This window comes from Streptomyces sp. NBC_01257 (assembly GCF_035917255.1).
Taxonomy (GTDB): Bacteria; Actinomycetota; Actinomycetes; order Streptomycetales; family Streptomycetaceae; genus Streptomyces.
This window is the reverse complement of record NZ_CP108472.1, coordinates 73,670-99,796: the sequence shown is the minus strand read 5'-3', so window position 1 is coordinate 99,796 and position 26,127 is coordinate 73,670. Positions and strand designations below refer to the sequence as shown.

Below are 26,127 nucleotides of genomic sequence, written 5' to 3'. Positions count from 1 at the left end.
GGGGCGTTCCAGTCACCGCTGTCGCAACTCGCCGAACCAACGCACGATCGACGATGTGGCTGCCACGTTGGACCCCAGGTGACGGGATCCTTGGTGATCGACGGCTCCCAAATCGATGACCGGTGCGTCTACGCCTCTCTTGAGCAGCGCGGCCTTGCAGGCGTCGGTGTTCCCGGTCGCGGCCTGCTCGTCCCCGGTCGCCATGTAGAGACGCACCGGGGCGTGAGGTGTCCAGTCGGTGCATACGGCGTCCGTTGTGCGTAGTGCCTCTGCCAGCGGCCCTGTCCGCTGTGCGAGCAGGTGGCGGCCGTGCTCGGTCAGCAGGTCATCCACGGCGCCGGGGGTGCCGCGCATCAGTTGCTCTCCCGTGTGGGCGCCGTCGAAGAGGGCCTCGACAGTGCTGTCATAAGGGGCTCGAAAGACCTCGCCAGGGCTGTCGTAGAGGTGGTGGAGTCGGTTGAACGCGACCAGTGTGTATGCCGCGTACAGCACGCTGGACTTGGGTTCCAGCTTCCCCTCGAGCATCGCGGGCAATTCCGTGCCACCGAAGTCGTAGGCGCCGCTGACCGGTGCCAGCGCGCCCAGCCTGAACCAGCGGTCCGCGCCGCGCTCCAGAGCCCGGCCGAGTCCCAGAGCTGCCGAGGCGCCCTGCGAGAAGCCGGTGACCATGACGTCGCGCTCCAGCGTGTGCCCGGTCCGGGGCGCGAAGGCGCGGGCCGCCCTAAGCATGTCCAGGGAGGCCGTGGTCTCGGAGCCGACATCCATCCAGGGGTGCAAGCCGGGCCCCTTGCCCATCCCCAGGTAATCGGGCGCGACACCTGCGGCGCCGGCAGCCGCATGCGCGATCACTGGAGCGGACACGAACTTCGCACGCTGCATGGACGGCGAATCGTCCTTGTGGCTTCCGGTGCCGTGTGCGAAGGAGACCGCCTGCAGCCGTCTCTCGCTGTTGAGCGGTATCGCGAACAGCCCGCTGGCTGTGGTCGGCCGTCCGTACACATCAATGGTCCGGTAGACCAGCCGGTACGCGACCACGCCATACCGGACAGTGTCGTTCTCAAATCCGGCCGCGCCCAGGTCACCCGCCACGGCCTGCGGGCTCGCGAGCGTGTACAGCTTTTCGAAGGACACCAGCGTGCCTCGGCCATGCTCCTTGTGCTGCTCCTGGGCATGGGCGACGGGGGGAGTGGCGGCAGTGGCGACGGCCGGTGCGCTCAGCAACAGGCAGCAGCAGACGGCTGTCATCTGCGCCCGGCGGCGGCCGCCGTACGGGGACCTTTTGCGCGAGGATGTCGAGGTGAGGATGACCATCAGTTCTCCCAAGTGCGGCTCGATGCGTACGCCTTAAGCCTCACGCGTCACGAACTCCGACGCACGGGTGGACGCCCCCGGATCGTGCTGGTGCCTGCCCCCGCTCGCAACGAGCTTGCTTGTGTTGCTGCCCTTTGGTCGGCACCTCGACCCCGGCTCGCCCCGGCAAGCGTGCACAGTTGTCGGCTCACGTCCCGCGCTGAGAGACACCGCGGGGGCCACACCAGGAGATGTCGAGCCGGGCACTGACGCAGACACGCTGAAGGGCCCTTCGCCTGACGTCTGGGCGAGCGGGACGCCAGGCAGGCAGAGCACCACAGGGCAGCGCATCCGCGAGTCCTACCGCAAGTACCGCCACGAGTACGGGCAGCAGGGCCTGGAGGAGAAGCTCCGGGAGCGCTTGTTCAGCCGGATGTTCACGCCGGACGACCTTGTCCACTGTTTCGTCGGGAACCTGGCCAAGCGCCCTGGGTGCCTCGAATGTGCCATGCGTCAGTGAGTCACTGGTGTCCGGAACGGATCAGGGGGCAGTCAGGGATCACTCGGGGACGGCCCCGATGCTCGGTCCTGGACGCGCTGGCAGCGTGAGGAGCATGAGACCAACGCGTATGTCACGAAGGGCCTTTGCGGGCGCCGCCCTGTCAGGAGCGGCGGCGCTGGCCGCCACTACTGTTCTACCCACGCGCCGGGCCATCGCATCTCCAGTGCCTTCCGCTCCTCTCCCACCACTGAATGCCGCCGTGCTGCGCGCGGCGATCGACGACCTGGAGCGTCCGCCCTCGACCGCAGCCCAATTGCGAGTCGGCGGTACGGCCGGCTACTGGCGTGGTGCCGAGGGTGTGGCTGACGTCGAGACGCGACGGCCGGTCACGGTGTACGACAAGGTCCGCATCGGCAGCATCACCAAGGCCTTCGTCGCCACGGTGGTGTTGCAACTCGTAGGTGAAGGACGGGTCGGCCTGGACGCACCGGTACAGCGCGTCCTGCCGGGGCTGCTGCCGGCCCGGTTCTCGCCCGTCACCGTGGCACATCTGCTGAACCACACCAGCGGATTGCCGGATCACGTCGGCATCCCCGAACCGGTATCCGCAGAGGACGTCTTCCGCCACCGTTTCGACCACTGGTCGCCGCAGGAGTGGGTGGCGACGGTGACAAACGGGCCGCTGAAGTTCGCCCCGGGTACGGGACAGGAGTACCGCGGCATTAACTATGCTCTGGCCGCACTGATCATCGACAAGGTGACCGGCCGTCCGTACGGAGAGGCGGTCAAGGCCCGCATCCTGCGCCCGCTGGACCTGGCCCACACTGTCGTGCCCGGCAACGATCTGCGTATTCGGGGTCGCCACGTGCGTGGATACCTGGCGATGGCCGACGGTGGCCTGCGGGACATCACCGCGTACGACCAATCGTCCGCTCGGGGCGAGGGCGACATGATCTCCACCACGGGTGACCTCGACCGGATGCTCGTTGCCCTGTTCTCCGGCGAACTGCTCCCGCCGGAGCTACTTCAGCTGATGTTCACCCTGCCACCGGACGACGTGCGCATGCTGGACGGCTCTCCGGCTCGCTACAGCGCCGGGCTTCAGCAGGTCACCGTCAATGGTGTAACTCTCTGGGGCAAAACCGGCGAGACGTATGGCTATAAGAACGCCGCGTTCTCCACTCGTGACCAACAACGGCGCTTCGTGCTTTCCTGCAACCCGACGACCGCCCGCAACGGTGAGGAGAGCCAAATGATCGCTCGGGTTGCAGACCTACTCACCCGCACCTGAGTACAGAAAGTGTGGCGACCGGGACCGCTGCGGACAAGTTCGTCGTCGCACGAGCTCGCCCCAGGCACTACAGCCGCCCTCGGCCGCCTCGCGCACGAGAAGCCAACCGCCTTAGCAGAAGGCGCGATCCATGTCGTTGTCCGCAGGATCGCGACCCGGTCAAGCCCAAGCGATACACGCAGGCTAGCGATGACGGCACCTGCGATCAGGGAAAAGAGCAGTGCTCCGAGAACGTCGGGGCGAACCGCAGGGCGAGGCGGGCTGGACCGGTCGTGGTCCGGTGGACCTTGCTGGTCAGACCACCGCGTGAGAGACCCAGCGCCGCTGCCTTGCGCCGGACCCGGCGGCGCCGACGCAGCCGTCGGCGCTCGGCCCGCTCCTACTCACAGATCGGCGAGTCGACGGTCTCCGGGATGATTAGCCCGGTTTTCGTGGCCCCTTCTTCTGCTTCTTCTGCGCCGCGGCCTCTTCCTGCACCGCCAGGACCTCCGGTTCCACCACCATCCCAGCCGCTTCGCGATGTGCGCGGGCCACCGCGGAGCCCAGGCTGATCAGGGACATGCCTGCCTGGCCGCGCCGCGCGGTCTCGACGACCACCCCCTCCATCGGCCCGGCGAGCATGCCGACGTCGCGCCGCTGGGCGAAGTGGCTGTAGATCGTCTGCCGGGCCCTGAACTCCTCAGGCTTTTCGCGCCATTGGCTACCAGCGCGGATCCGAGAGATAGCGCCCTGGAACTCTTCGTGCAAGCGCTGCGGGCAAGGGCCGTACCGTCCGATCGGCAGGAATGGCTCTATCAGTTCCCACTCGGCATCGCTCGGTTCACGTCGCGTCACCGGAGGGTTGTACCAGCTCGGCGTGGCGCTCGGGTCCGAAACAGACCGCATTGATCACGATTCCAGACAGGACCTAGGAGGTATTTGCGCTGTACTCGTAGAGGCTGATTGGGAACCGGCTCGGCTGCACCCGTCCCACGCGGGCGTTCATCGAGTGTGCCGGTTACGGTTCCTCCGTGGCAGACGAACCGATAACCATCAAGTTCACGCGCGATCAGGCTCTTGTGCTGTCGGACTGGCTCTACCGTGCGATGAACCAGTCCGACGTGCTGGATGACCTGCTGAAGACGGACCGTGCAGTCTGGTCTCCGATCTACACAATGTCCGGGGCGCTGGAGACGACGCTCGCTGAGGTCTTCATGCCGGACTATGACGAGCGTTTGAAGGCGGCGCGTGAGCGCCTGCTGGTCGAGATGTACGGCTCGGATGAGGAAGCAGGGACGGGGGAGGCGGCGTCCTGACGCGGGATCGAGGCGTCGGTCGAGCCGATGAAATGATCTTGGTGTGACGCGTGGTGATCTGACGGACGAGCAGTGGGAGCGGGTGGAGTTGCTGTTGCCGCTGTTGCCGAAGATGGGTCGGCCGCCGAGGGACCGAGGGCAGGTCTTCGGCGGGATTTGGTGGTGGGCCAGAACCGGTTCGCCGTGGCGGGATGTCTCCGGCCCGGTACGAGCCGTGGGAGGCCGCTTACTCGGTCTTCCGGCGCTGTCAGATCAACGGGACCTGGGCCTGCGTCCTGGGCGAACTCCGGGTCGAGGCTGACGCAGACGGCGTGATCGTGGGAGGTTCTGCTCGACCCGACGGTTTGCCGGGCGCATCAGCATGCCGCCGGTGCCCGCAGAAAGGGGATCACGATCCGGGCTGGACGTGTGCGAACTATCTGGCGGCGGAGCCGTACGATCGTGCGCTGGGCCGCTCGCGCGGAGGCCTGAGTACCAAGCTCCACTTGGCGGTGGCCGGCTCCGGGCACGTCCTGGCTGTCACGGTCACCGGCGGACAGCGCGGAGGCGCCCCGCAGTTCACCCGGCTTGTGGATCGAATCCGCGTCGCCCGGACCAGCGGCGGACGCACGCACACCCGGCCCTCGCGCGTGATCGCCGACCCTGCGTGCTCCTCCCGGGTGATCCGGGCCTGCCTGCGCCGCCTCCAGATCCCGCACACGATCCCGGGAAACCGCAACTGGGCCGGCCACCGGCTCCGCCAGGCACGGCAGGTGGTCGCCCGCCCGGCTTTGACCGCGAGCTCTGCAAGCGCAGGTAAAAAGTCGGGTGCCGGATCGGGCTGCTCAAGCAGGCGGGCGGCAGTCTCGTCCGCGGTCCCTTGCCGCTATCACGTGGCTTTCGGCGGCTCCTACAGCTCGCCCAGTCGCTTGTTCATCGTGTCGAGCGTCGGCCAAGGAGGACCGTCGTGCAATGCGTGCAGGAACTCTTCTCCGAAGCGCCTCCCGTTCGGAAACTGGTCGCCAAGCTCCCAACGCCACGCGGCGACCATTGCGAGGACGAGCTGTCGGCACTCGTCCAGCAGCTCTTGGTCGATGCTCGGGTAGTGCGCGCAGACTGCCTCGGGAACATGGGCGAGGTCGAATTCGACGGGGCCGCGGCAGCACGTCTCAAGGTCGATGAACAACGGGCCGTTCTTCGTGCTGAGCACATTGCCTGGATGTGGCTCGCCGTGGATGAGTTGCTCCACGGCACCGCGCTCGTCGATCGCCCGTCGCAGGCTTGCCAGCTTGCCTCCGAGGAAAGCGCGGTCCGGGCCGGCGAGCTCCGGCGAGCGATCCGGGTCGGCGACAACTTCTTCCGCCTCCGTGATCCGGTCCGTGAACCTCAGGCTTGGCACATCGACCTCGCGCATGCCGGCATGCAGCTGCTCCAGAGCCATGGCGTAGTCGACTGGTGAGAGGTGCGGCGTCACAGGCTCGTAGTAGGTCCACAAGGTAACTACGAAGCCATCGCGCATGTACACACGCGGGTCCACCCGAGGTTCCAAGGGACATACAGGGCATCCGACCTCGGCGAGCCGCTGAGCGAGTTCGACTTCGAACTGTGCGACCTCTTGTCCCACAGGGGCGACTCGGGCAAAGACGCCGCATGGCGTCAGCCGCAGTGCCAGCTTGTTCGAGTTGTGGAGAACGATCGCGTCGTCGGCCGGCAGGCCGAGTGATGAAGCGACCGAAGTCGCAGCCGCGATCGCACGCGCGATGTCGGTCATCTCCATCCGCGAATCTTGGCATGGATGAGCGGAGGCGGGGCCAACCAGCGGGGAACAGGTGCCAACTGATCGCGGCTCGGTACAGGCGCCCGCCATGTATGAGAGCGCTGGCCCGCAGGTTCGCCCCCCTCACTGAGATGGTCAACAAGGCTGTATGTGTGTGCCGCGGGGCCGGTGCCAAGCCGGTATGGCCGTGGTGGTCGGGCATTAGCGCCACCGAAGGGACGGGCGACCGCTGCTGGCAGTCCCTCTCGCGGCGCTGCGACTTCGAGCACACGCCTCGCCTGTTCAAGCGGACAATGGGCTGGACCAAGCCCCGGACTACAACTCGGAGACGGCCGATCGGTGGACTTGGCTGGTGATCGCCGCCCATGCCCAGCCTCGCCTGACGCGACCACTGGCCATGGACCGCCGGCGGCCCTGGGAGCCGTCTGGGCCACACAAACGGACACATGCCCGCGTTCGCAGAGGGCTCAGGATGCTGCACGCGAAGACCGGGTTTCCAGCCGGTGAACCGGAACCGATCCGGTTCCGGCCGGGCGGGCCGCCGGGCGCGAAGAGCTGCTGCCCGGCCACCGGGAGGTGCTACTGACGGACCGCGGAGATCAGGCCGCCGGGCTGTTCGTCGCGCTGCGGTGGGGTGGTGATCGGACGGTTGTAGGCGGCAGCGCGCTCGCGCAGGGTGTGGCTGTCGGCCTCCCAGCCGTGCCCGGCCAGCCAGGCCACCGGGTCGTCGGGCATCTCCGAGACCCACATGGATGCTGCCGATCCCGGCGCGGCGTCCGTGCCGAAGCGCTCGAGCACGCCGCGCGAGCCCAAGGTCAGTCCCATCCGACTTCCTGAGGCCGACTGTGTGCTGATCCGGGCCAGCAGTAGTTCCACCGCGTCCTCGGGCAGATAGATCAGTAGTCCTTCGGCGATCCACGCTGTTGGCTCGGCCGGGTCGTGCCCTGCGGCGGCCAGTGCGGCCGGCCAGTCCTCACGCAGATCCACCGCGACGGTGATCCGCTCGCAGCGTGCGACGGCCCGCTCCTGGCGCAGCACCGAAGCCTTGAAGTCCAGTGGTGCAGCGGTGTCGACCTCGAACAGCCGGGTGCCCTCGGGCCAGTCCATCCGGAAGGCCCGGCTGTCCATGCCGGCGCCGAGCAGCACGACCTGCCGGACCCCGGAAGCGGAGGCTTGCTGCAACAGGTCGTCGAGGAACTTCGTCCTGATGACGATGGAGAGTGACACGGCCAGCCGACGGCGTCGCGCGGCCTCGTCATCGGGCAGCGGCGGCGAGGAGGGCCACAGGCCGCCGGCTGCGGCGAAGGCCTGTGCCAGGGGGTCGCGGAACAGTGCGTTCTCCCGCCCGGTCTCCAGCGCCCGCACCCTGGCCACCCCCACCGCCGTGGCCCACACTCCCGACGGCTGCACCTGCTCCTGCTCCTGCTCATTAGCCACTGCGCCAGCCTAGATGATCGATTCGGAGGGGCCCGATGAGGGAGGCCGGGCTCATTCGCGGCCAGTCAGCCATGTCAGCCATGGGCACTGACCGCCTACGACCAGTAGAACCACTGTTGGACGAAGATCAACAGCCATTCTGTGTACGCGATCACACGAAGTGGACGAGAGCCGACTCGGGTTCTGGCACAGGTTCGGTGGTCCTTGACTGTGGGGCACCGGTTAGATCGCGAAGAGGGTTTCGTCTTGTGGCGGGATCGGAGGGGCAAGGACGTCCCGAAGGCGGGCGATGTGCTGGCGCCACTTCGAGCCGTCTGGAGCTTGTGCCCACAGCTCGGCAAGTTCCGACAGATCGGAGACGGCTTGGTCCAGAGCGTCGACGGCGAGCGGTCTAAGGTCTGCGGGCAGCTCCGGTAGCGGCTTTGATGGGCCGTAGTCCGAGCAAGTCGGCTCGCCGTCAGGGTGCTGGGCGACGACCAGGGCAGCCGCGGCCACTGCTTGCTCGCCGTCGGAGGCATCCAGGTGGTCCGCAGAGTCGGCGGCGCGTTTGATTGCGCTGCGGATCATGGATTCACGTGCTTCCGATGCTGCGTCGTCCAGGGCACTGCTGAAGTCGGCGGCGGTGTCGTTGTCGAAGGGGCCGATGTCCCAGGTGCCCATGTCTCTCCTCGTGTGGCTGTCCGGGGATCGTCGCATTGACCACCGACAGTGCGGTCAGGAGGCAAGCAGAACCCGCTTGCGCAGGAGCTTGAAGCGCGCGCGTCCGTACATCTGGCGCTTGATCATTTTGATGCGGTTGACGTTCCCTTCCACGATGCCTGAGGTCCGGGGCCACTGGGCGATGAGTTCGGCCACTCGCGGCCGCTCCTGTCAGAAGTGCAGGCCGCGACAACAGCCTGGGGCAGATCCGGGGTACTCCCGGAAACCGTGTGGATGCCGCCGGTCCAGCAGCCGGCGTTGAAACGACGTTCATCGAGTGCCATCTTCTTAAGAACTCCGAAGTCAGCGGCCGACGGTGCCGGAGGGGTTGCACGTAGAAGGGTGGGCCTTCGGAGTATCGGCTTCGCGGCGAGGGACGGGTTCTGATTCGGTAATGCGCTGTGGTCGAGGACGTCGCGGAGGCGGTGACGTCCCGGAGCCATTTGGGCCGTCTGCGGGCTTGGCCCGACATCTGGGCGAGTTCAGACAGCCCGGCGACCACCTGGTCCAGGGCATCGACTGTGAGCTGGTGGAGGTCTGCGGGGAGATCCGGTATGAGCTCACCCCGAACAGCGTGCGGTCGACAGCCAGATACCCCGTACGCGTCGGCGCACCGCGACGACGACATCGATGGCGCATACCGAGACTGGCTCACCCCGGCCTGGCCGCTCCGGGGGTGGATTCACTCATACGGTGGCGGCTTGAAGAGCCCTGGCCAGGAAGGCCCAATCCCCTTGTTCTGGAAGCTCTTTCCCGGAGTCCGGTACCAGCCCGGCGAGTCATCCATCCACGCAGCCAGGGCTCCAAGGAAGTGATCGAGGCTCTGGTTCTCCCATTCGTTTCCCCGGCGGAGGTAGTCCTGATGCAGTTCTCGGACGAAGGCGACCAGCTCCTCGCGGCTTCTGGCCTCGCTGCCGGGAGTGAGTGACATGAAGGGAAGGTACCGGCCCACGAGGATCCCGGGTGGCGGGGGCCAAGTTCGTGAGGCCGGCGCCTCAGAAGTCGCGAACTCAGGCGCTTTCGTCGGGGACTGCTTCGGGGCTGCGCCTGGGCTGCGATCGCCTACGGCTGGGGGCTGGGCAGGCCAGTCGGTTCACGCACCCCGCAGCAGACCCGGTGGGGGAGCGGCGGGGTGCGTGACTTCAACGGTTCTGATCTCCGAGGTGCCCGCCCGCAAGTGGTCTGCTACACCTCGTTGAAGCCACGCGACGCGTCGTAGATGTCCGCATCGATGATGACCAGGAAGAAGCTCGTCACCACGTAGTTGATCATTATGTGGTTGTCCCAGACTTCGCGTGTCACAGTGTCAGTCGTGAAGGCAAGATAGCTGCCGCCCCCCTCAGGATCGGCGGCAATCCTGTCAACGAGGCGCATGAACGTCTCCCGATCTGTGGCCGGCATGTAGTGGTCCCGAAACCGGGCAACCTGCTCTGTGAACCGCACCTGTCTCTTCATCGGCGGGATTGTATGGAAGCGACGAAAGCATCTGCCCAGCGGGATGCCACCACCGTCCCCCGCATGCGACGCATACCCGTCGACTACAGCCGACCCGCCACCCGCGGACCGACCCGCTTCGACATCCCCAGGAAGCGCCGCCGCCGCCGCGTTCGAACCGTGCCCACCGGGCGGTACCTGTGACCGGGCCCGGCAGAAGCCGGGCGGCGAACAGGCGGGCCACCAAGGGACTCCGTGGGAGAGCGAACTCCGCCCCGCCGGCGAGCACATCGTTCCCGACTACGCACCCTCACCGCGGGCCAACCGGGCCTTGCGGCGATCAGCAGCATGGAGGAAGAAGTGACCAACCCGCCCGGCTCAACCAGCGAGCAGCTCCCCGACGGCATCCTCGCCCTCCTGGGCCCCCGCACCTACCTGTCGACCGCCTGCGAAACCGCGCTGCTCCTGACGAAGGCCATCGCCCGCAACCCCGACCGCGACGACCTCCCAGGGGTGCGGGACCGCATGCACGCCAGGTGCAGGCTCAACCACAAATTCACTGGGGCGCTGTGCAGCTGCCCGTGTCACCCACAGGCCGACTGAGCCAAGCGGTGAAGCTGGTGTCGTACCTCATCCGTGCCGCGAAACCGGCGCCCACCCCTGTCCCTGCCCCCTGCCCCCTGACCGTGAAAGCGCAGTTATCAGAGTCGGAGGGGCAGCAGCCTCTCGGGCGGCGTAGCTCCCGTAGATGAAACCAGATGTGACGGGATGTGACGGGGTGTTGTGGTTACGTGTTGCAGTGGCCGTTCACAGGTGGCTGTCGAGGAGTTTCCGTATCTCGGAGGTGGTCATGGGCCCGGTGGCGTGCGCGACTGTCTTTCCCTCCTTCAGCAGGATGCAGGACGGGGCTTCGGTGATTTCGTATTGCTTGATTGCGGCCGGACAACGTGTGATGTCGGCGCGGACGGCCGTCAGGCGGTCTGTGTAGTGGTCGGCGATGCCACCCACGATGAGGTCCATCTCGCGGCAGGGTTCGATCGCCTTGGGCCACGTCCCGGTGAAGTATGCGAGGACCGGAAGTGTGCTCATCTTGAGGATGAAATTGAACTCGGCATCCTCACGGGGGCGGTGTACCCGCTTCGCCATGGAATTCTCCTGACCTCGCGTTTTGTCGTTCCATCCCCATCATCCCTTGCGCGGTGTGCCGGGTCGGCCCCCTCTGTCGGGATGGGGCCGGCCTGGCAGTCGAAGGGGGAACTGCGCGTCGACGCGGACCGTCTGGCGGGCTTCGACCGGGACATGAAGCGCGCCGGATTGCCCTTTTGGCTGGAGGCTCTCCGAGCGCTGGCCGGTGGCCCTGGCAAAAGCCGTGTGAGCAGGTGGGGGGCGTTTGCCTGAGGTGCGATGGTGCGTGGCGGGGCACGCAGGGGCTTTTGTTACGGCTCGGGAGTGTCTGGGGCGCCGGGTGCTGGGCCGTCGGTGGTGCCCGTGGTGAGGGTCTGGTGATGCTCGCCGAACCTTCTGGGATCGTCGCGGAGGCGGATCGGTGGGTGGCCTGGCGGTGGAGGGCTGCCTGGCCCAGGGTGGTGCCTGCCCGGGTCTGTGACGGCTACGGAGTGGGTTGTACCGGAAGTGGCTGAAGGGCTGGCTGGATGGTTGCGCCCGGCGGGGGAGCGGAGGCGTGAGCGGAGGTGGGACCGCGGTAATTCGGAAACCGGCTGTTGGCCCAGGTCAGCCCCTGTGGGCAAGCCTCTTTGCGGCGATGACACCTCTTTCTCACGCGGTGGCCGTAGGGGAGGGGCTTTGGTGGCAGCTTGGTGGCAGCTGAGGGCGGTGCTGGTGCCGGGGCTGGTGTGATGGTTGGTGGCGGCTGGAAGGCTGTCCGGGTGAACTCCGGTGGTGAATGGGTGCTGAGCCGCCGCAACCATGACGCCGGCCCCGTTCCTGCTTCTGCTCCCAGCCCCGCTCCTGCTTCTGCTTCCGTATCGGATGTCCGCAGTTTTGGTCGGTGGACCGGTGGACCGGTGGATCGTTGGGCGGGCTGCTGCTCGGCGTCACGGGCGGGTGGGCGGGGGATGTCGAGTACGGCGTCGCCCTGACGGCCGAGTTCGTGCGGTGGCCCGGCGGCTGTGGCCTGTGCGGTCTGCGCCCTGTTGGATTTCGCACAAGCGAACTGGGCCGCAGCTTGTCGATGGCGGGTCCAGCACATGGGGTGCGGGGGAGTGGCAGGCTCTGGTGAGAGATCCGGGCAGTACGCAGACCCCACGCGGCCAGGAATTTCATACCAGGCCCTGGTTCAGCCGGTGATTTTGTGGGTGGTGATGTGGATGTATTGGACGTCGAGTTCGTCGGCGATGGTGGTGAGGGTGTCGGCGAGGGCCCGGACGGTGACGGGCTCCAGACTGACGGCGGCGCCTTCTTCTGCGACACGTACGGGGATGCCGTCGCGTGTGCCGGCTGCCCAGCTATGGGCGATGGAGCGCAGGAGCGCGGTGACGTGGTCGGCGGGTACGGTCAGTCGCCCGTCGGTCTCAATACTGACCTCAGGAGCCGCGAGCTGCGCCTCGTGTTCTTCCTCTCCGGGATTCATGCCGCCTATTACATGCTCAGCTTCCGCAGCGGGTCCAGCTGGGCCTGGGTGAGGTTGTCGCGTCTGGATTTGGTGTTCGATGCCCACGCGTCGGGCGCATCGGGTTCGCCGGTGGCTCCGGCTGCGGGTGGCTGCAGCAGGTGCTGGTTCGGTGCGTTGGCTGCGTCGGTGTATTCGGGCAGTTCGATGACGGTGACGCCGGCGTTGTGGAGGAGTTAGGTGCCCTGTGCTCCGGAGACGAAGGTGTTGGGTTCCCGCCATGCGGTGACGGCCTGGCGGATCCCGGCTTCCTGGATGAGCTGGGCGGACGGGCGGGTTGTGAGGTGCGTTTCGCACAGGTTTCCGGCGAGTTGTGGGGTTTCGCCCCGTTCTGGCGCCGCTCATCGTGGCCGAGTCTGGTGAGGGCGCCTTTTTCGGTGTGGTCGTGGGGGTCGTTCTTACGGGAGTAGCCGCGGGCCAGCTCGGTTCCGTTTTCGGTGACGATGGTCGCGCAGATGCTGAACGCGGTGTCGGAGGGTGGGCATTGGGTGGCGAGTTCACAGGCGACGGTGAGCCGGGCCGGGTCGGTGGTGGTGGCCTCGGGTCCGGGGCCGGGCCTGTCACAGCCGGTGGGGCAGGGGTGATCGGTCATCGGGGCTCCGTGGTGATGTCTTTGGGTGCGTACCGCGGGAGTGCCGCGTCGCCGGTCTGCCGGGTTTCCAGCAGCCGGAGCGGGAGCGGGTGCAGGGCCTGCCCGTGTGGTGGGCCGGGCCGAGTATCCGTATGGCGTCGCTCTGTCCGGCCAGGAGCGGGGGTGATGACGAGGTGGAGTGTGTCGGCGAGATGCTGTTCGAGGAGCTGGGTGTGGGTGGTGTGGTCGCGTTCGGCCATCGGCCGCCGTACCCCGTGCAGGTTGGCCAGGACATCGAGCGCGACCTGCCATGTTGCATCGTGCGGGACACCCTGAATGGTGGCGAGGGGCCCGAGTGTTTTGCCTGCCCTCGTGGCGGCTTTGCTGCCAACGGCCAGGTCGACGTGGCCGAGGTCCTGCGGGTTGGGCAGCAGCAGCCGGTCCTGTCCGGGGTGGGTGTCGAGACAGCTGTCGGGGGAGGTGGTGGTGGAGAGCGGGACATGCGGGCGGGGTGTGGTGCGTCTGCACGGCATGGGTGGGAAGGGCAGCGTTTCAGGCGGGGTGGGCAACGATCCGGTCGGGAGCTTCCCGGAACGGTGCGGCGCCTTGTTCACGGGCGGCGGGGCAAGGGTGTGATCGGGGTGGTCGAGCCGGCTGATGATGCGGGCGGTGCCGGGGTTCGGCGGCAATCGGGCCGGGCCGCAGACCGGGCCGGGCCGCGAGTACGGGGTTGCTGGCCCCGGCCCGGAGTTACGCCGGGTCACGGTGCCCGTGGGCGCGGCCGTCGCCCGGCTGTGCTGCACGATCGCCGACGCGTTCGCGCTGAAGGGTGCGCTGTGCCAGCCGGCGCAGCACCACTGGCCAGGCCCTGGCCGCAGCGCGGCAAGGGCGGCATGTGGTGGTGTGCGACGACGCCCAGGCGCAGCACCACTGGCCGGTCCTAGCCGCGGTGCTGCAAAGCCCGCATGTGCTGGTGTGCGACGACGCCCAGCGCCTGTTCCTGCCTGGCCTGGATTACCTGTGCCGTCTGGCCACCGGCCCCGGCGCGCCCACTGCTCTCCTCCTGGCCGGAACCGGAAGCACGCTGGCGGTCCACCGATATGCAGTCCGGCTGTCAACTGCCCTGGAGAACGGCGGAAATCTCAGACGGCGATGCTGGAAGCGTCGGCCGGCTGCCACCCTTTCCATGGCGGGTGGGGGCGCGTCCCGATGGGGGCGCCAGGGTGGGACGGCCCGGAGGGGCACCGGACCAGTGGGGTGCGGGCGCCGAGGTGGCGTCCGGTGCGGGAACAAGACAGGACCTCTTCGGCGAGTTCGCGCATCACCTCTTCGCCCACGTGCGCCTGACCGCTCAGAAGTCGGCGGGACCCGGGCCGGCAACCTGGCGCGGGCCGGCGGCCGGGCGGCGGGGGGACAGACCAGTGAGTTCGCCGGGAGCGGCTTGGGTGAGGGCCGTCAGAGGTCGGGGAGAGGGAGTACGTACACGTACCCCACCTCCAACCTTTAAACGGTCCAACGGTTCGCGAGCGCCCCCCGACGTGCCGCCAGGGCCCTTCTAAAAGGGGGCTCCGGAACCGGTTCCGGCAGCGAATCACATGTAACTGCCCCATCTGTGTGCCCGTATATCAGATTGGGTCCCGGCTGTCGCCAGTCTGGTGCGCGTGAGGAGTCAATCGCTGATTTAGTCAGTGATGGGCGGAAACATTCGCCAAGTCCACCTTGTTTTGACCATTGACCCTAGAAAAGACGGCTCTTAGGGTCGGCTTCATTCCCGCCGAGCGGGAGCCCCTTCATGAACCTCGGGGGCCGGAGGTATGCCCGCTCGGCGTGAACATCCTTTGCGGACAATGTGGTTGCGAGAGGACTTACTGATATGTACTCCACGAGATCGGTCAGAGGGACCCGTCGAGGCCGGGCGATGGCGCTCGCGGCGGCCACCGCGGTCGTCGCGACGTTCGTCCTCACCGGAGCCCCTGCGGCGACCGCGGCGACCTCCGACCCCAACCCAGCCGCACTGGAGCTGAAGAACGCGGCACTCTCGCGTGAAGCGGCAACCCAGGGGATGGTGCTTCTCGAGAATCACGATCAAGCGCTGCCGATCTCCCGCAAGGGCAACGTGGCGCTCTTCGGTGTCGGTGCCTACAAGACCGTCAAGGGAGGCACGGGTTCGGGTGCGGTCAACAACCGGTACACGATCTCGGCCCGCCAGGGGCTCACCGACGCCGGGTACAGAGTCACTACGAGCGACGCCTACTGGTCCGCGATGACGCAGGCTTACGACACCAAGTACCCGAACACCACCGGCGGCATCTTCGGCCCGAGCGTCGACTACGCCTCCGTCGAGCAGCCGCTGACAGCCGCCAGCGCCGCGCCCGCGGCCCCCACGGACACCGCGGTCTTCGTCCTGGCCAGGAACTCCGGTGAGGGCGCGGACCGTTCCTCCGGCCCGGGCGACTACCAGCTCACCCCGACCGAGCGCGCCAACCTGAAGCTGCTCGGCCAGACGTACAAGCGTGTCGTCGTGGTCCTGAACACGGGCAGTGTCGTGGACACGTCGTTCTTTCCGCAGATCAACGACGAGGTCAAGAACGCCCCGGGCGGCCAGGCGCTCGACGCGCTGTTGCTGATGAGCCAGGCCGGCCAGGAGAGCGGCAGCGCGCTCGCCGACGTGCTGAACGGGACCGTCACCCCTTCGGGCAAGCTCACCGACACTTGGGCGTCCGCCTACTCGTACTACCCGGCCGCCTCGACGTTCGCCAAGAACGACGGTGACTCCCTGCTGGAGCAGTACACCGAAGGCATCTACGTCGGCTACCGCTACTTCGACTCGCTCTACGGGAAGATCGACCCCGCCGACCCGGCCGGTGTGGTGAACTACCCCTTCGGTTACGGCCAGTCGTACACCTCCTTCGACATCAAGGCGCAGCAGGTCAAGGCCGACGCCCGCACGGTGAAGGTGACCGCGAAGGTGACCAACACCGGCCGCAGCCACAGTGGCAAGGAGGTCGTGCAGGTCTACGTGTCGGCTCCGCAGACCGGCCTGGACAAGGCGTACCAGCAGCTCACCGGCTACGCGAAGACCGACAACCTCGCGCCGGGCCAGTCCCAGACGGTGACCATCAGCTTCGACACCACGTCGCTCGCCGCCTACGACGAGTCCCGCGCGGCCTATGTGCTGGATGCGGGCGACTACGTCGTGCGGGTCGGCAACTCGTCCCGTGACACCCACGTCGCGGCCCGTCTCAACCTCGCGAAGACCGTCGTCACCGAGCAGGACCACACCGAACTCGACGACCAGGCCCCCGACTCGGAACTCACCAGCTCCCCGAAGGGCTTCTACACCTACCCGGGCGAGCAGACCGAGATCGCCCGGGCTCGCCGGATCGGTCTCGATGCCCGCTCCTTCCGTACCGAGAAGAAGGCGTCGCCGTACCAGCAGGACACCGCGGTCGACTCGTCCTCCCCGTACTACGCGCTCGACGGCGACAAGATCTCGTCGACCACGGCGTACCTCGATCCGGAGCAGAAAGACTGGGAGGGCACCGGCGCGGCCTACCGTCCGAAGACCGGTGAGAAGGTCAAGCACGTGTCGACGAACTCGTCGACCACCCTGTACGACGTCGCCAAGGGCAAGGCGTCCATCGAGCAGTTCGTCGCAGGCCTGAACGTCTCGCAACTTGCCGACATCGTCGAAGGCTCCAGCGCCGCGGGCAGTACGCTCACCGCCAAGGGTGCCGCCGGCTACACCACACCGAACTACGAGAAGCTCGGCATCCCCGGCATGGCACTGGCGGACGGCCCGGCCGGGCTGCGTCTCACGCAGCAGATCGGCACGACCGAGCCCACGTACCAGTGGGGCACCGCCTGGCCCATCGGCACGATGCTCGCCCAGAGCTGGGACCGTGGCCTGGTCTCGCGGGTCGGCGAGGCCGTCGGTGAGGAGATGCAGGAGTACGGCGTCCAGCTCTGGCTCGCCCCGGGCATGAACATCCACCGCGACCCGCTCAACGGACGCAACTTCGAGTACTACTCCGAGGACCCGCTGGTCTCCGGCCTGACCGCCGCGGCCACCACCGAGGGCGTCCAGAGCATCCCCGGGGTCGGCGTCACTATCAAGCACTTCGCCGCCAACTCACAGGAGACCAGCCGCAACACCAGCAACTCGGTGGTCGGCGAGCGCGCCCTGCGCGAGATCGAGCTCAAGGGATTCGAGATCGCGGTCAAGGCCGCGCAGCCGATGTCCGTCATGAGCTCGTACAACAAGATCAACGGCACCTGGGCCGCCAGCAACTACGACCTGCTCACCGATCTGCTGCGCGGCGAGTGGGGCTACAAGGGCACAGTCATGTCGGACTGGGGAGGCAGTCACGGCGCACTCACCTCCATGTACGCCGGCAACGACCTCATCGAGCCCGGCGGCAACCCGGCCGAGATCATCAACGCCATCAAGCAGGTGGCGCCGGCCATCGACATCTCGGGCCTGCCCGCCTACAACAAGGCGACCCGCTCCAACGGGCGGGTCAGCTACACCTGGCAGTTCGGCGGCTTCACCCCGTCGGCCGCCGGTGGCACAGTCGTGAGCACGACCGTCGACAAGAACACGGACCTGTCCCGGGCGCCGCAGTCCGGTGAGACCGTCACGGACGCGATCAACAACCAAGTATTCACGCCGAACGCCAAGTTCACCTCGGTCGACGACGCCTATCGCACGGTGACCGCCCTGCTGGACCCCAGCAGCACGGCACTGAGCGCGGCCCAGAAGGCCGCCATCGACATCACCGGTCTCCAGCACGCCACGGCCGGCGACGACAGCAGCCCGGTGGTTGCCTACACCGTCGCGCTGAAGGGCGACTACCCCACCCAGGGCTACCCTCTCCGACTGGGCGATCTCCAGCGCAGCGCGATCCGCGTCCTCACCACCGCGTCGCAGAGCTCGTCGTTCCAGGAGCTCGCCGGTCTCAAGGGAGTGAAGGGCATCAAGGTCGGCCCGTACACCGCTCAGTTCAAGAACCTGGAGCCCGCGGTCTCCACAACCCTGGGGAGGGTGTCGAAGGCGCCGAGGGACCAGCATGACTCGGGTCACGGCCATGGTCACGACGGGCATCACCAGGGTCGCTGACCGCGGAGTGACGGCGCTCCCTCGTCGTCACTCGGCCCGTACCGTCCCCGGGCTGCCTTCGTCAGGCCGGGGACGGTGATGCGTCCGCCGTGACGGGCCTGTCGTGCTCCGGACGCCAGTGGCCGGTAAGCCCTTAGGATCTGTGCATGCCCCAGACGCCAGGAGACTCTTCGCCCCGGGACCGGACGCGCGAGGACGTCTTCCGGCACATTCAGTCCACCGGCCGGACGACCCGGGCCCGGATCGTCGAACTCAGCGGGCTGTCCCGCAGCACTGTGAACCACGCTGTGTCCCGGCTCCTGGCGGACGAACGGGTGACCGAGACGCAGGCCGAGGGAGGGGGCCCGGGCTCCGGCAGCGGGCGGCCCGCTGCGATACTCCGGGTGGTTCCACGGGACGCTCCCGTGGCGGCGATCGACTTCGGCCACAACCACATCAACGTCGCCCTCGGCGACCCGCTTGGCTGCCCCATCGCCGAGGAGCGGGTGGAACTCGACGTCGATCTGCGGGCCACCGACGCCATGGACCATGCTGCTGGGCTGCTGGACGGACTGCGCGCATCGGCGGGCATCGACAGCGTCGCCGCTGTCGTGGCAGGTGTCCCCGGGCCGCTCGACACCGACTCGGGGCTCGTGCGCTCCCCGACGATCCTGTCGAGCTGGGTGGGGCTCGATCCGCGGAAGCAGCTCGAACGCCGCCTCGGTGTCCCCGTGCACGCCGAGAACGACGCCCTGCTCGGCGCGTACGGCGAACTGCACCTCGGCGCGGGTAGCCGCTACTCGGACTTCCTCTACGTCAAGGTCTCGCACGGCATCGGGGCGGGGCTCGTCGTCGGGGGCCTGCCCTACCGGGGCTCGCGGGGCTTCGCCGGGGAGATCGGCCACACCCCGTTGCCGGGGCACACCGAGATGTGCCGCTGCGGCAACCGGGGCTGCCTGGAGACTGTCGTTTCCGTGTCGGCCATCGCGGCGCAGATCGCCCACACCCGCCCCGGGGAGAGCGGTCTTCGATTCCCGCTCCAGGAGAACGACCCCGTCACCGACCGCATCCTGGACGACGCCGGCCGGACGCTCGGCCGCGTTCTCGCCGCCTTCTGCAACCTACTCAACCCCCAGGCGCTGATCGTGGGCGGTGAACTGGGTGCCTCTACCGGGGCGCTCGTCCAAGGCATCACCACGACGGTCACCCGGCATGCCCAGCCTGCCATCGCCGCCGGCCTCGACATCCTGCCGGCCGGCCTCGGCGCGCGGGCCGAACTCCTGGGCGCCCTCCGGCTGGCGACGACACTGGCCACGCACTGACCGTGTACTGCCACAGGGGCCGGGTGAGCCCGCGCAGTGGACCGTTTCAGGCCGCGGGCAGGCCCGTTCCCGCCGCGGTGATGTCGCGCAGGAGGCGGTCGTGGTAGGCGCGCAGCCGGCCGACCATGTCGAACGTGGCGGGTTTCAGTGACCACTGGATCTGCAGTCCGTCCATGACGGCAAGGCCTTCTTCGGCAACGGCGAGGGGGTCGACGCCGGGCCGGATCTCGCCCGTTTCGATTCCGCGCCGGTAGACGGCGGAGATGTGCTCCACCAGCCGTGCGTACCGCTCGGTGAAGTAGGCGTGGGCGGGATGCCCCGGTTCCGCGGCTTCGGCGGACAGGACGGTGAACATGCGCACCAGGCCCGGGCGGGTGGCGTTGAGGGTGGCAAGTTCCAGAAGGGCGGTCGCGTGCTGGGTGGCGGTCATGACCTTCGCGCCGAAGGCCCAGACGCGGTCACGTTCTTCGCTCTCGCCCAGGACCGAGAGCAGCAGGTCTTCCTTGCTGCGGAAGTGGTGAAGCAGGCCGCCCTGGGTGATGCCCACGTCGTGGGCGATCCGTGCGAGTGAACTGGCGTGGTAGCCGTTGCGGGCGAAGTGCTCGACTGCTGCGTCCAGGATGCGCTGGCGGCGTTCGTCGCCCACGGCGTAGCTGCCGCGGGGGTTTCGGGGAGGCATGCGCCCCAGCCTACGGGCCGGCGGAACGCCCTTTCCTATGAGCCCCGCGTCTGATTTGGGTGTGATCCACGCCACGCAATGAAAACCTAGTGCCCACTCGGGTTTCGCTTAGTCTTGCGAAACGAACCGGCGACGGAGCCGGTCGAGAGCCGCAAGGAGCCCTCATGGCCTTCGACAGCCGACCCCCGGCAATGGCCGCCCCAGCAGGTACGGACCGGGAGGGGGACCCGGTACCGCCCGGTGCCTCGTCCACCCCGGCGGGGCAGGATGCTTCGACTCCGGCCTCCTCCGCGCCGCCGAAGGCACCCGGACCCCTGGTCGCCGGCATTGTGCTGGCACAGCTGGGCATCTTCCTGGCGACCCTGACGCCGGTGATCGTGACCCTTGCGCTCAGGGTCGACGAGATCGTCCCCAAGGGGGAGCGGGGCGCGAAGCTCGGCACCGTCATGGCGGTCGGCGCCGTCCTCGCACTGATCGCCAACCCGCTCTTCGGTGCCCTCTCCGACCGCACCACCGGCCGCTTCGGCCGCCGCCAGCCGTGGCTGCTGGGCGGCATGAGCGTAGGTCTCGCCGGCCTGTCGGTCATCGCCTTCGGCGACAGCGTCCTGCTCCTCACCCTGGGCTGGTCCCTGGCGCAGCTCGGGTGCAACGCCGCACTGGCCGCACTGACCGCGACCATTCCCGACCTGATACCTGAGGATCAGCGCGCCCGCGTCTCCGGCCTCGTCGGCATGAGCAGCGCCCTGTCGATGATCCTCGGGTCCATGCTCGCCAACGTCTTCAAGGACACGCTCGCCTTCGCCTTCATCGTCCCCGCCGTGCTCGGCCTGGCGGGTGTCGGCTACCTCTGTACGGTGATGCCGGACCGGCCCGCCGTGAAGGGAAGCTTCCCTGCTTACGGGATCAGGGAATTCGGGCGGAGCTTCTGGGTGAACCCGCGCAAGCACCCCGACTTCGGCTGGAACTTCGCCAGCCGCTTCCTGGTCTTCATCGCCATGTCGGCGGTGACCACGTACCAGGTCTACTTCCTCGAGGACCGCCTCGGGTACAGCGAGGACGACGTCACCGGGAAGATGTTCCTCGGCACCATCGTCATGGTCCTGATGAGCGTCGCCGCGTCGGTGGCTGGTGGCTTCCTCTCCGACCGCATCGGCCGCCGCAAGCCCTTCGTGCTCTTCGCGGCCCTCCTCGTCGGCGTCGGGCTGGCACTTCTCGCCTTCGCCCACAGCTACAGCCTGTTCCTCGTCGCACTGCTCGTCTTCGGCGCCGGCCAGGGCCTCTACATGGCCGTCGACCTGGCGCTCGCCGCCGCGGTGCTGCCCGACCCGGCGACCTCGGCCAAGGACATGGGCGTCCTCAACGTCGCCAACGCCCTTCCGCAGTCCCTCGTCCCCGTCATCGCCCCGGCTGTCCTCGCGATCGGTGCGGGCGGCGAGAACTACACCGCGCTCTTCCTCCTCGGCGGGATCTGCGCCGCTCTGGGCGCCACCGCGATCCAGTGCGTGCGCACCGTCCGCTGACTACCCCCACCCCCGCCCCGCGGGCCGCAAAGCCCGCTCCGCACCACAGGAGCACCACCATGACCACCCGCGTACCCCGCAACGAAGGCCACCCGTACCAGGACCCCGCCCGCACCCCCGACGAGCGCACCGAGGACCTGCTCGCCCGGATGACGCTGGAGGAGAAGGCGGGCCAGCTCTTCCACACCATGCTCACCATGAACGCGGATGGCACTCCCGTCGAGGCCGGGGACCCTGCCATGGTCCCCATGAGCACCACGGACCTGCTCGAGGAGAAGAACCTCAGCCACTTCAACCTGCTCGGCAGCTATGGCGTCCGCGAGACGGCTCTGTGGCAGAACGCTCTTCAGGAGCGGGCGGCCGCCACCCGTCTGGGTATTCCCGTCACGCTCTCCACCGACCCCCGCAATGCCTTCACCGACAACCCCGGCGCCGCGCTGAACGCCGGCGCGTTCTCCCAGTGGCCCGAGCCCATCGGCCTCGGCGCGATCGGAGACGCCGAACTCGTCCACCGCTTCGCCGACACGATCCGCCGTGAGTACCTGGCCGTCGGTTTCCGGGTCGCGCTGCACCCGCAGATCGACCTCGCCACCGACCCACGATGGTCGCGGCAGAACGGCACCTTCGGCAATGACGCCCGCCTCACCGGCGAACTCGCCGCCGCCTACATCCGCGGGCTCCAGGGCGACGCACTCGGCACCCAGTCCGTGGCCACCATGGTCAAGCACTTTCCAGGCGGTGGCCCGCAGAAGGACGGCGAGGACCCGCACTTCCCCCACGGCAAGGAACAGGTCTACCCGGGCGGCATGCGCGACTACCACCTCGCCCCGTTCAAGGCCGCCATAGCCGCCGGCGCCTCGCAGATGATGCCCTACTACGGCCAGCCCATCGGCACCGACTGGGAAGAAGTCGCCTTCGGCTTCAACAAGGACGTCCTCACCGGCCTGCTCCGCGACGAACTCGGCTTCACCGGCATCGTCTGCACCGACTGGGGCCTGCTCACCGACGCCGAGATCTTCGGCGAGACCCACGTCGCCCGAGCCTGGGGCGTCGAGCACCTCACCCCCGCCGAACGGGCCGCCAAGTCCCTGGACGCGGGCGCCGACCAGTTCGGCGGCGAACAGTGCCCAGAACTCATCGTCGAACTCGTCCGCTCCGGCCGCATCACCGAAGCACGCATCGACACCTCCGTACGCCGCCTGCTGCGGGAGAAGTTCGTCCTCGGCCTCTTCGACAACCCCTACGTCGACGTCGACGCCGCCGAACGCGTCGTCGGCAACGCCGAGTTCACCGCCGCCGGCGAAGACGCCCAGCGCCGCGCCATCACCGTGCTGACCAACCACGACGCGCTCCTCCCGCTCACCGGCACTCCCAAGCTCTACCTCCAAGGCGTGCGCCAGGAAGCAGCCGTACCGTACGGGCAGATCGTCACCGACCCTGCCGAGGCGGACCTCGCCGTCGTCCGTCTCGCCACCCCCTACGAGGAGCGCCCCAACAAGTTCGAGTCCTTCTTCCACTCCGGCGACCTCGCCTTCTCCCCGGCCGAACTCGCCCCGCTGCTCGACCTGATGAAGACCGTCCCCACGCTCGTCTGCGTCAACCTGGAGCGCGCGGCCGTACTCCCCGAGATCGCTGACCACGCCGCAGCGCTGCTCGCCGACTTCGGTGCCTCCGACTCGGCTCTCCTCGACATCGCGTTCGGACACGCCACGCCCCAGGGCCGGCTTCCGTTCGAGCTTCCCCGATCCATGGCCGCCATCTCCGCCTCCCGCGAGGACGTCCCCAACGACACCGAGCACCCGGTCTTCCCCGCCGGCCACGGCCTGGCCCTCTGATCCCCCCAGCCCCGGGGGATTGACGACCGAAGGCGCTCGGGCCCGGAACCACTGAGGTGGTTCCGGGCCCGAGCGCCGTTTGGTATGCGGCCCGAAGGCGAGGAGTGCCCGCCGCTGCTACGGCCGGCAGGTCCGTCAGTGACGGGCCGCCTCGGCCGTCCGTCGCACGCCGGTCACCGCAAGCAGCGCGCCGAGGACGCAGAGCACGCCGGAGACCAGCACCGCCGTGTGCACGCCGTTCATGAACGCCTGGTGGCTGCCTTCGATGACGGCCGACTTGAGTTGGACGGGCAGTTCGCCGGAGACGGGGGCGACGCCCATGGACACTGCGTCCTTCGCTTCGGACATGCCTTCGGCCGCCTTGGCAGGCACGCCGGTTCGCCGACCAGGGTGGAGCCGACACGGCTGCTGATGAGGGAGATCAGGACGGAGGTTCCGAGCGCGCCGCCCACGGAGTGCCGTCGCCTGAAGGCCTCCCGCGACACCGCCGTCCTTGACGGGCGCGTTGCCGACGATGGCGTCGGAGGACGAGGACATCACCATGCCGACGCCGAGTCCGAGCGCGATGAACGGGGGCCACATGGCGGTGTAGGAGGAGTCGGCGCCCCGGCCGAGCATCGCGAAGCAGGCGGCCGCCTGGAGCATCATGCCCAGGGGCATCGTCAGCCGTGGGCCGAACTTCTCGGTGAGCGCGGCGCCCAGCGGAAAGGCCACGACCGAGGCGAGGCTGAGCGGCAGGGTGCGCACTCCGGCCTCGACCGGCGTGAAGCCGCGCACGTTCTGCAGGTACAGCATCACGAAGAAGATCACGCCGAGCAGAACGAAGAAGTTCAGCGCGGTGATGACGGCGCCGATGGTCAGCGCCCGGTTGGAGAAGAGGCGCATCGGCAGCAGAGGGTGCGCTGTCCGGGTCTCGAACCAGCAGAGGACCGCGAGTATCAGCACGCCCGCACCGATGGCGCCCAGGGTGCTGCCCGAAATCCAGCCCCATGTCTCGGCCTTGACGACACCGAAGACGACGGCGAGGAGGCCGAGGGCCAGCAGGATGACGCCGGGGATCAGAGCCGCAGCCAGTGCGAGCAGATAGGAGTTGGTGACCCACTGCATGTCCGCGGTGGAGGCGTTCAGATCGCGGCCGATCTCCGGGTTGGCGATCGAGACCACCGAGCCGTCAGACCGCCCATGAAGAGGCCGAACGCCACAGCGATCAGTGTGAGCCACGGATTGGCGCGCCGGCCCCGGGGTGGTGCCTCGAGCGCCGAACGGGCATGAGGCAGCGATGGGTTCAAGACGTCGGAAGGCATGAAGGTGCCTTTCCTTCGTGAGGCATGGGACTGGAATGGCGCTACGGGCGCGCGACAGCGCGAGCCCGAGCGGAAGAAGGCAGCAGGCAGCCAGCGGCACAGCGACCGGATATGAAAGAGCCCGAGATCAGAGGGGGAATGTCTGTCGTCGCCGTGTGCCGGCCGAGGCGGCACACGCCATCAGTCAGCGGCGGGACGAAGACGCTCGTCCAGCGCGGTCAGCGCCGAGCCGAGGGCGTCGAGTTCCCCGTCGGTCATCGTGCGCAGCGCCTGGGCGACCAGATCGCACATGAGGTGCTGGACCTCGTTCAGCTGATGCCGGGAGGACCCGGTGACGTGCAGGTGGGCGATGCGCTTGTCCGCCGGATCCTGCCGTCGCTCCAACATGCCTTGCTCGGTCATTGTGGTGACCAGAGCGCTCACGTTGTTGGGCTTCATCAGCAGAGCGTCCGCGGCCCGACGGACGGTGACCCCGTCGTTGGCTTCTGCATGACGCAGCAGCGCAAGCTGCGCCTCGGGCGGCTTCGGGTGCGGATACCGTACGCCGACCTGCCGCTCGATGGCCCTGGCCAGCGCGGGCAGGCATGACACGAGCCCGGAGGCTACGAGGTCGATGTCCTGCTCGGACGCATGGTGATCGGGCACGGCCTCGTAATAGGTACTCAGATATAGCTATGTCAAATATCTACTGGTGCTCGGACGGCAGCCGGTAGGCCCTGTCAGGATCCCTCGAAGTTTCAGGCCCTCGCGACGAGCGTAGGGCCTGCCGAGCTCAGAGCATGGCACTGCGGGAACCACGGGTGTGGTGACCGTTTCCATCGACGGCACTGACGCCGTGACCGGGTGCAGCCTGGACAGTGGAAGGATCTACAAGTCCAAGGTGACTCCGGCCGGTTCCGCCGCCTACAGCTCGGCGCAGTACCTTTCCGGCGACGATCTGTGGGCCAGCCAGGTATCCAGGTCTCATGCTTTGTCGCGGAGCGACTCCTCGTCCAGCGAGGCGAGTCTGCTGAGGATGTCGACGGCCAGTGCCCGTTCACCCGCGGGGAGTGATCCGAGGAGCAGTTCGTTGATCCGTTCTGCTGGAGCGATCAGGGAGTCGAGCAGTTCGGCACCCTCGTCGGTGAGGCTCAGCAGGGTTCGCCTGAGGTCTCCCTCGTCGCGCACCTGGCCCACGTAGTGCTGGTCGGTCAGGCGGCGGATCATATGGTTGACGGTAGAACGGTCCAGTGAGGTGAGGTGTGCGAGAGTCCGCTGGTCGATGCCCGGGTCCCGGCTGAGGGCGTTGAGGATGGCGAACTTCTGGGAAGTGATCTCCCTGGACACGTGCTGGGCCCAGAGGGCTGTGTGCACCTGTTCGGCACGCCGGATCAGATGGCCGATGTAGTTGGGCAGCTCCAGTGCGCGTGCCACGGCGCTCCGTCCGTCGTCGAGGTGGTGCCGGCAGGGAGGCAGCCGGTCTGAT

The 26,127-nt window shown here is 67.9% G+C and carries 22 protein-coding genes and 1 pseudogene; 8 read left to right on the top strand and 15 right to left on the bottom strand.

The genetic code is table 11. The annotated features are described in order from the left end of the window. Positions 1-12 precede the first annotated feature (12 nt). Positions 13-1,311 carry a lipase gene (locus tag OG408_RS00445; RefSeq protein WP_326667313.1) on the bottom strand — a complete coding sequence of 433 codons (1,299 nt, stop codon included), beginning with the start codon at positions 1,309-1,311 and terminating at the stop codon, positions 13-15. 593 nt (positions 1,312-1,904) lie between these two features. On the opposite strand from OG408_RS00445, the gene OG408_RS00440 reads away from it, so the two are divergent. Next, entirely contained in the window at positions 1,905-3,083 is a 1,179-nt protein-coding gene (locus OG408_RS00440) for a serine hydrolase domain-containing protein (protein WP_326667311.1), read from the top strand. Between the two features lie 417 nt (positions 3,084-3,500). Here OG408_RS00440 and OG408_RS00435 read toward each other — a convergent pair whose 3' ends face one another. After that, positions 3,501-3,917 (bottom strand): transposase, encoded by a 417-nt coding sequence (locus tag OG408_RS00435; RefSeq protein WP_326667309.1) that lies wholly within the window; start codon positions 3,915-3,917, stop codon positions 3,501-3,503. Positions 3,918-4,093: 176 nt separating this feature from the next. Here OG408_RS00435 and OG408_RS00430 point away from each other — a divergent pair, with 176 nt between their 5' ends. Further along, positions 4,094-4,378 (top strand): hypothetical protein, encoded by a 285-nt coding sequence (locus OG408_RS00430; protein ID WP_326667307.1) that lies wholly within the window; start codon positions 4,094-4,096, stop codon positions 4,376-4,378. Between the two features lie 43 nt (positions 4,379-4,421). Continuing rightward, complete coding sequence (locus OG408_RS40085) at positions 4,422-4,679, top strand: transposase (protein ID WP_442805987.1); 258 nt, start codon at positions 4,422-4,424, stop codon at positions 4,677-4,679. A 588-nt stretch (positions 4,680-5,267) separates the two neighbouring features. Here OG408_RS40085 and OG408_RS00420 read toward each other — a convergent pair. The 6 genes from OG408_RS00420 to OG408_RS00395 form a co-directional block, all read right to left on the bottom strand. Then, entirely contained in the window at positions 5,268-6,134 is an 867-nt protein-coding gene (locus OG408_RS00420) for a phosphotransferase enzyme family protein (protein ID WP_285571840.1), read from the bottom strand. Between the two features lie 579 nt (positions 6,135-6,713). Next, on the bottom strand, positions 6,714-7,529 hold the full coding sequence (locus OG408_RS00415) for a class I SAM-dependent methyltransferase (protein ID WP_285571970.1): 816 nt from the start codon (positions 7,527-7,529) through the stop codon (positions 6,714-6,716). A gap of 264 nt (positions 7,530-7,793) precedes the next feature. Beyond that, positions 7,794-8,231, bottom strand: a complete 438-nt coding sequence (locus OG408_RS00410; RefSeq protein WP_285571842.1) for a DUF4259 domain-containing protein — start codon at positions 8,229-8,231, stop codon at positions 7,794-7,796. A gap of 54 nt (positions 8,232-8,285) precedes the next feature. Then, positions 8,286-8,426: a hypothetical protein gene (locus OG408_RS00405; protein ID WP_285571981.1), complete on the bottom strand. Its 141-nt coding sequence runs from the start codon at positions 8,424-8,426 to the stop codon at positions 8,286-8,288. Between the two features lie 526 nt (positions 8,427-8,952). Further along, positions 8,953-9,201, bottom strand: a complete 249-nt coding sequence (locus tag OG408_RS00400; RefSeq protein ID WP_285571845.1) for a DUF7660 family protein — start codon at positions 9,199-9,201, stop codon at positions 8,953-8,955. A 254-nt stretch (positions 9,202-9,455) separates the two neighbouring features. After that, positions 9,456-9,725, bottom strand: coding sequence for a hypothetical protein (locus tag OG408_RS00395; RefSeq protein WP_285571848.1), 270 nt, complete (start codon positions 9,723-9,725; stop codon positions 9,456-9,458). Between the two features lie 327 nt (positions 9,726-10,052). On the opposite strand from OG408_RS00395, the gene OG408_RS00390 reads away from it, so the two are divergent. Further along, on the top strand, positions 10,053-10,307 hold the full coding sequence (locus OG408_RS00390; RefSeq protein ID WP_326667304.1) for a hypothetical protein: 255 nt from the start codon (positions 10,053-10,055) through the stop codon (positions 10,305-10,307). 204 nt (positions 10,308-10,511) lie between these two features. On the opposite strand, the gene OG408_RS00385 is transcribed toward OG408_RS00390, so the two are convergent. From OG408_RS00385 to OG408_RS00375, 3 genes are all read right to left on the bottom strand, one after another. Further along, positions 10,512-10,850: a thioredoxin family protein gene (locus OG408_RS00385; protein ID WP_285571854.1), complete on the bottom strand. Its 339-nt coding sequence runs from the start codon at positions 10,848-10,850 to the stop codon at positions 10,512-10,514. A gap of 1,150 nt (positions 10,851-12,000) precedes the next feature. After that, the gene (locus OG408_RS00380) at positions 12,001-12,294 is read right to left on the bottom strand and encodes a hypothetical protein (RefSeq protein WP_285571857.1); all 294 of its coding nucleotides are present in this window, start codon (positions 12,292-12,294) and stop codon (positions 12,001-12,003) included. A 627-nt stretch (positions 12,295-12,921) separates the two neighbouring features. After that, positions 12,922-13,437, bottom strand: a complete 516-nt coding sequence (locus OG408_RS00375) for a hypothetical protein (RefSeq protein WP_326667302.1) — start codon at positions 13,435-13,437, stop codon at positions 12,922-12,924. A 1,340-nt stretch (positions 13,438-14,777) separates the two neighbouring features. On the opposite strand from OG408_RS00375, the gene OG408_RS00370 reads away from it, so the two are divergent. Both OG408_RS00370 and OG408_RS00365 read left to right on the top strand, forming a co-directional pair. Next, the gene (locus OG408_RS00370; protein WP_326667300.1) at positions 14,778-18,023 is read left to right on the top strand and encodes a beta-glucosidase; all 3,246 of its coding nucleotides are present in this window, start codon (positions 14,778-14,780) and stop codon (positions 18,021-18,023) included. Positions 18,024-18,169: 146 nt separating this feature from the next. Continuing rightward, the gene (locus OG408_RS00365; protein ID WP_285571934.1) at positions 18,170-19,324 is read left to right on the top strand and encodes an ROK family transcriptional regulator; all 1,155 of its coding nucleotides are present in this window, start codon (positions 18,170-18,172) and stop codon (positions 19,322-19,324) included. 46 nt (positions 19,325-19,370) lie between these two features. Here OG408_RS00365 and OG408_RS00360 read toward each other — a convergent pair whose 3' ends face one another. Further along, positions 19,371-20,003, bottom strand: a complete 633-nt coding sequence (locus tag OG408_RS00360; protein WP_326667299.1) for a TetR/AcrR family transcriptional regulator — start codon at positions 20,001-20,003, stop codon at positions 19,371-19,373. Positions 20,004-20,167: 164 nt separating this feature from the next. Between OG408_RS00360 and OG408_RS00355 the strand changes: the two genes are divergently transcribed. Together OG408_RS00355 and OG408_RS00350 are read left to right on the top strand one after the other, a co-directional pair. Beyond that, on the top strand, positions 20,168-21,523 hold the full coding sequence (locus OG408_RS00355; protein ID WP_326667297.1) for an MFS transporter: 1,356 nt from the start codon (positions 20,168-20,170) through the stop codon (positions 21,521-21,523). Between the two features lie 59 nt (positions 21,524-21,582). Next, positions 21,583-23,358 (top strand): glycoside hydrolase family 3 protein, encoded by a 1,776-nt coding sequence (locus OG408_RS00350; RefSeq protein ID WP_326667296.1) that lies wholly within the window; start codon positions 21,583-21,585, stop codon positions 23,356-23,358. A 135-nt stretch (positions 23,359-23,493) separates the two neighbouring features. On the opposite strand, the pseudogene OG408_RS00345 reads toward OG408_RS00350, so the two are convergent. The 3 genes and pseudogenes from OG408_RS00345 to OG408_RS00335 all read right to left on the bottom strand — a co-directional run bounded on the left by OG408_RS00345 (position 23,494) and on the right by OG408_RS00335 (position 26,075). Continuing rightward, a pseudogene (locus OG408_RS00345) lies at positions 23,494-24,662 on the bottom strand (MFS transporter). 180 nt (positions 24,663-24,842) lie between these two features. After that, positions 24,843-25,307, bottom strand: a complete 465-nt coding sequence (locus OG408_RS00340) for a MarR family winged helix-turn-helix transcriptional regulator (RefSeq protein WP_326667294.1) — start codon at positions 25,305-25,307, stop codon at positions 24,843-24,845. Positions 25,308-25,625: 318 nt separating this feature from the next. Next, complete coding sequence (locus tag OG408_RS00335) at positions 25,626-26,075, bottom strand: MarR family winged helix-turn-helix transcriptional regulator (RefSeq protein ID WP_326667292.1); 450 nt, start codon at positions 26,073-26,075, stop codon at positions 25,626-25,628. Positions 26,076-26,127 lie beyond the last annotated feature (52 nt).

Bases quoted from the DNA above. Each gene is read 5' to 3' on its own strand.
- OG408_RS00445 (WP_326667313.1), bottom strand. From the start codon at position 1,311: ATGGTCATCCTCACCTCGACATCCTCGCGCAAAAGGTCCCCGTACGGC.
- OG408_RS00440 (WP_326667311.1), top strand. From the start codon at position 1,905: ATGAGACCAACGCGTATGTCACGAAGGGCCTTTGCGGGCGCCGCCCTG.
- OG408_RS00420 (WP_285571840.1), bottom strand. From the start codon at position 6,134: ATGGAGATGACCGACATCGCGCGTGCGATCGCGGCTGCGACTTCGGTC.
- OG408_RS00410 (WP_285571842.1), bottom strand. From the start codon at position 8,231: ATGGGCACCTGGGACATCGGCCCCTTCGACAACGACACCGCCGCCGAC.
- OG408_RS00400 (WP_285571845.1), bottom strand. From the start codon at position 9,201: ATGTCACTCACTCCCGGCAGCGAGGCCAGAAGCCGCGAGGAGCTGGTC.
- OG408_RS00395 (WP_285571848.1), bottom strand. From the start codon at position 9,725: ATGAAGAGACAGGTGCGGTTCACAGAGCAGGTTGCCCGGTTTCGGGAC.
- OG408_RS00390 (WP_326667304.1), top strand. From the start codon at position 10,053: ATGGAGGAAGAAGTGACCAACCCGCCCGGCTCAACCAGCGAGCAGCTC.
- OG408_RS00385 (WP_285571854.1), bottom strand. From the start codon at position 10,850: ATGGCGAAGCGGGTACACCGCCCCCGTGAGGATGCCGAGTTCAATTTC.
- OG408_RS00380 (WP_285571857.1), bottom strand. From the start codon at position 12,294: ATGAATCCCGGAGAGGAAGAACACGAGGCGCAGCTCGCGGCTCCTGAG.
- OG408_RS00375 (WP_326667302.1), bottom strand. From the start codon at position 13,437: ATGCCGTGCAGACGCACCACACCCCGCCCGCATGTCCCGCTCTCCACC.
- OG408_RS00370 (WP_326667300.1), top strand. From the start codon at position 14,778: ATGTACTCCACGAGATCGGTCAGAGGGACCCGTCGAGGCCGGGCGATG.
- OG408_RS00365 (WP_285571934.1), top strand. From the start codon at position 18,170: ATGCCCCAGACGCCAGGAGACTCTTCGCCCCGGGACCGGACGCGCGAG.
- OG408_RS00360 (WP_326667299.1), bottom strand. From the start codon at position 20,003: ATGCCTCCCCGAAACCCCCGCGGCAGCTACGCCGTGGGCGACGAACGC.
- OG408_RS00355 (WP_326667297.1), top strand. From the start codon at position 20,168: ATGGCCTTCGACAGCCGACCCCCGGCAATGGCCGCCCCAGCAGGTACG.
- OG408_RS00350 (WP_326667296.1), top strand. From the start codon at position 21,583: ATGACCACCCGCGTACCCCGCAACGAAGGCCACCCGTACCAGGACCCC.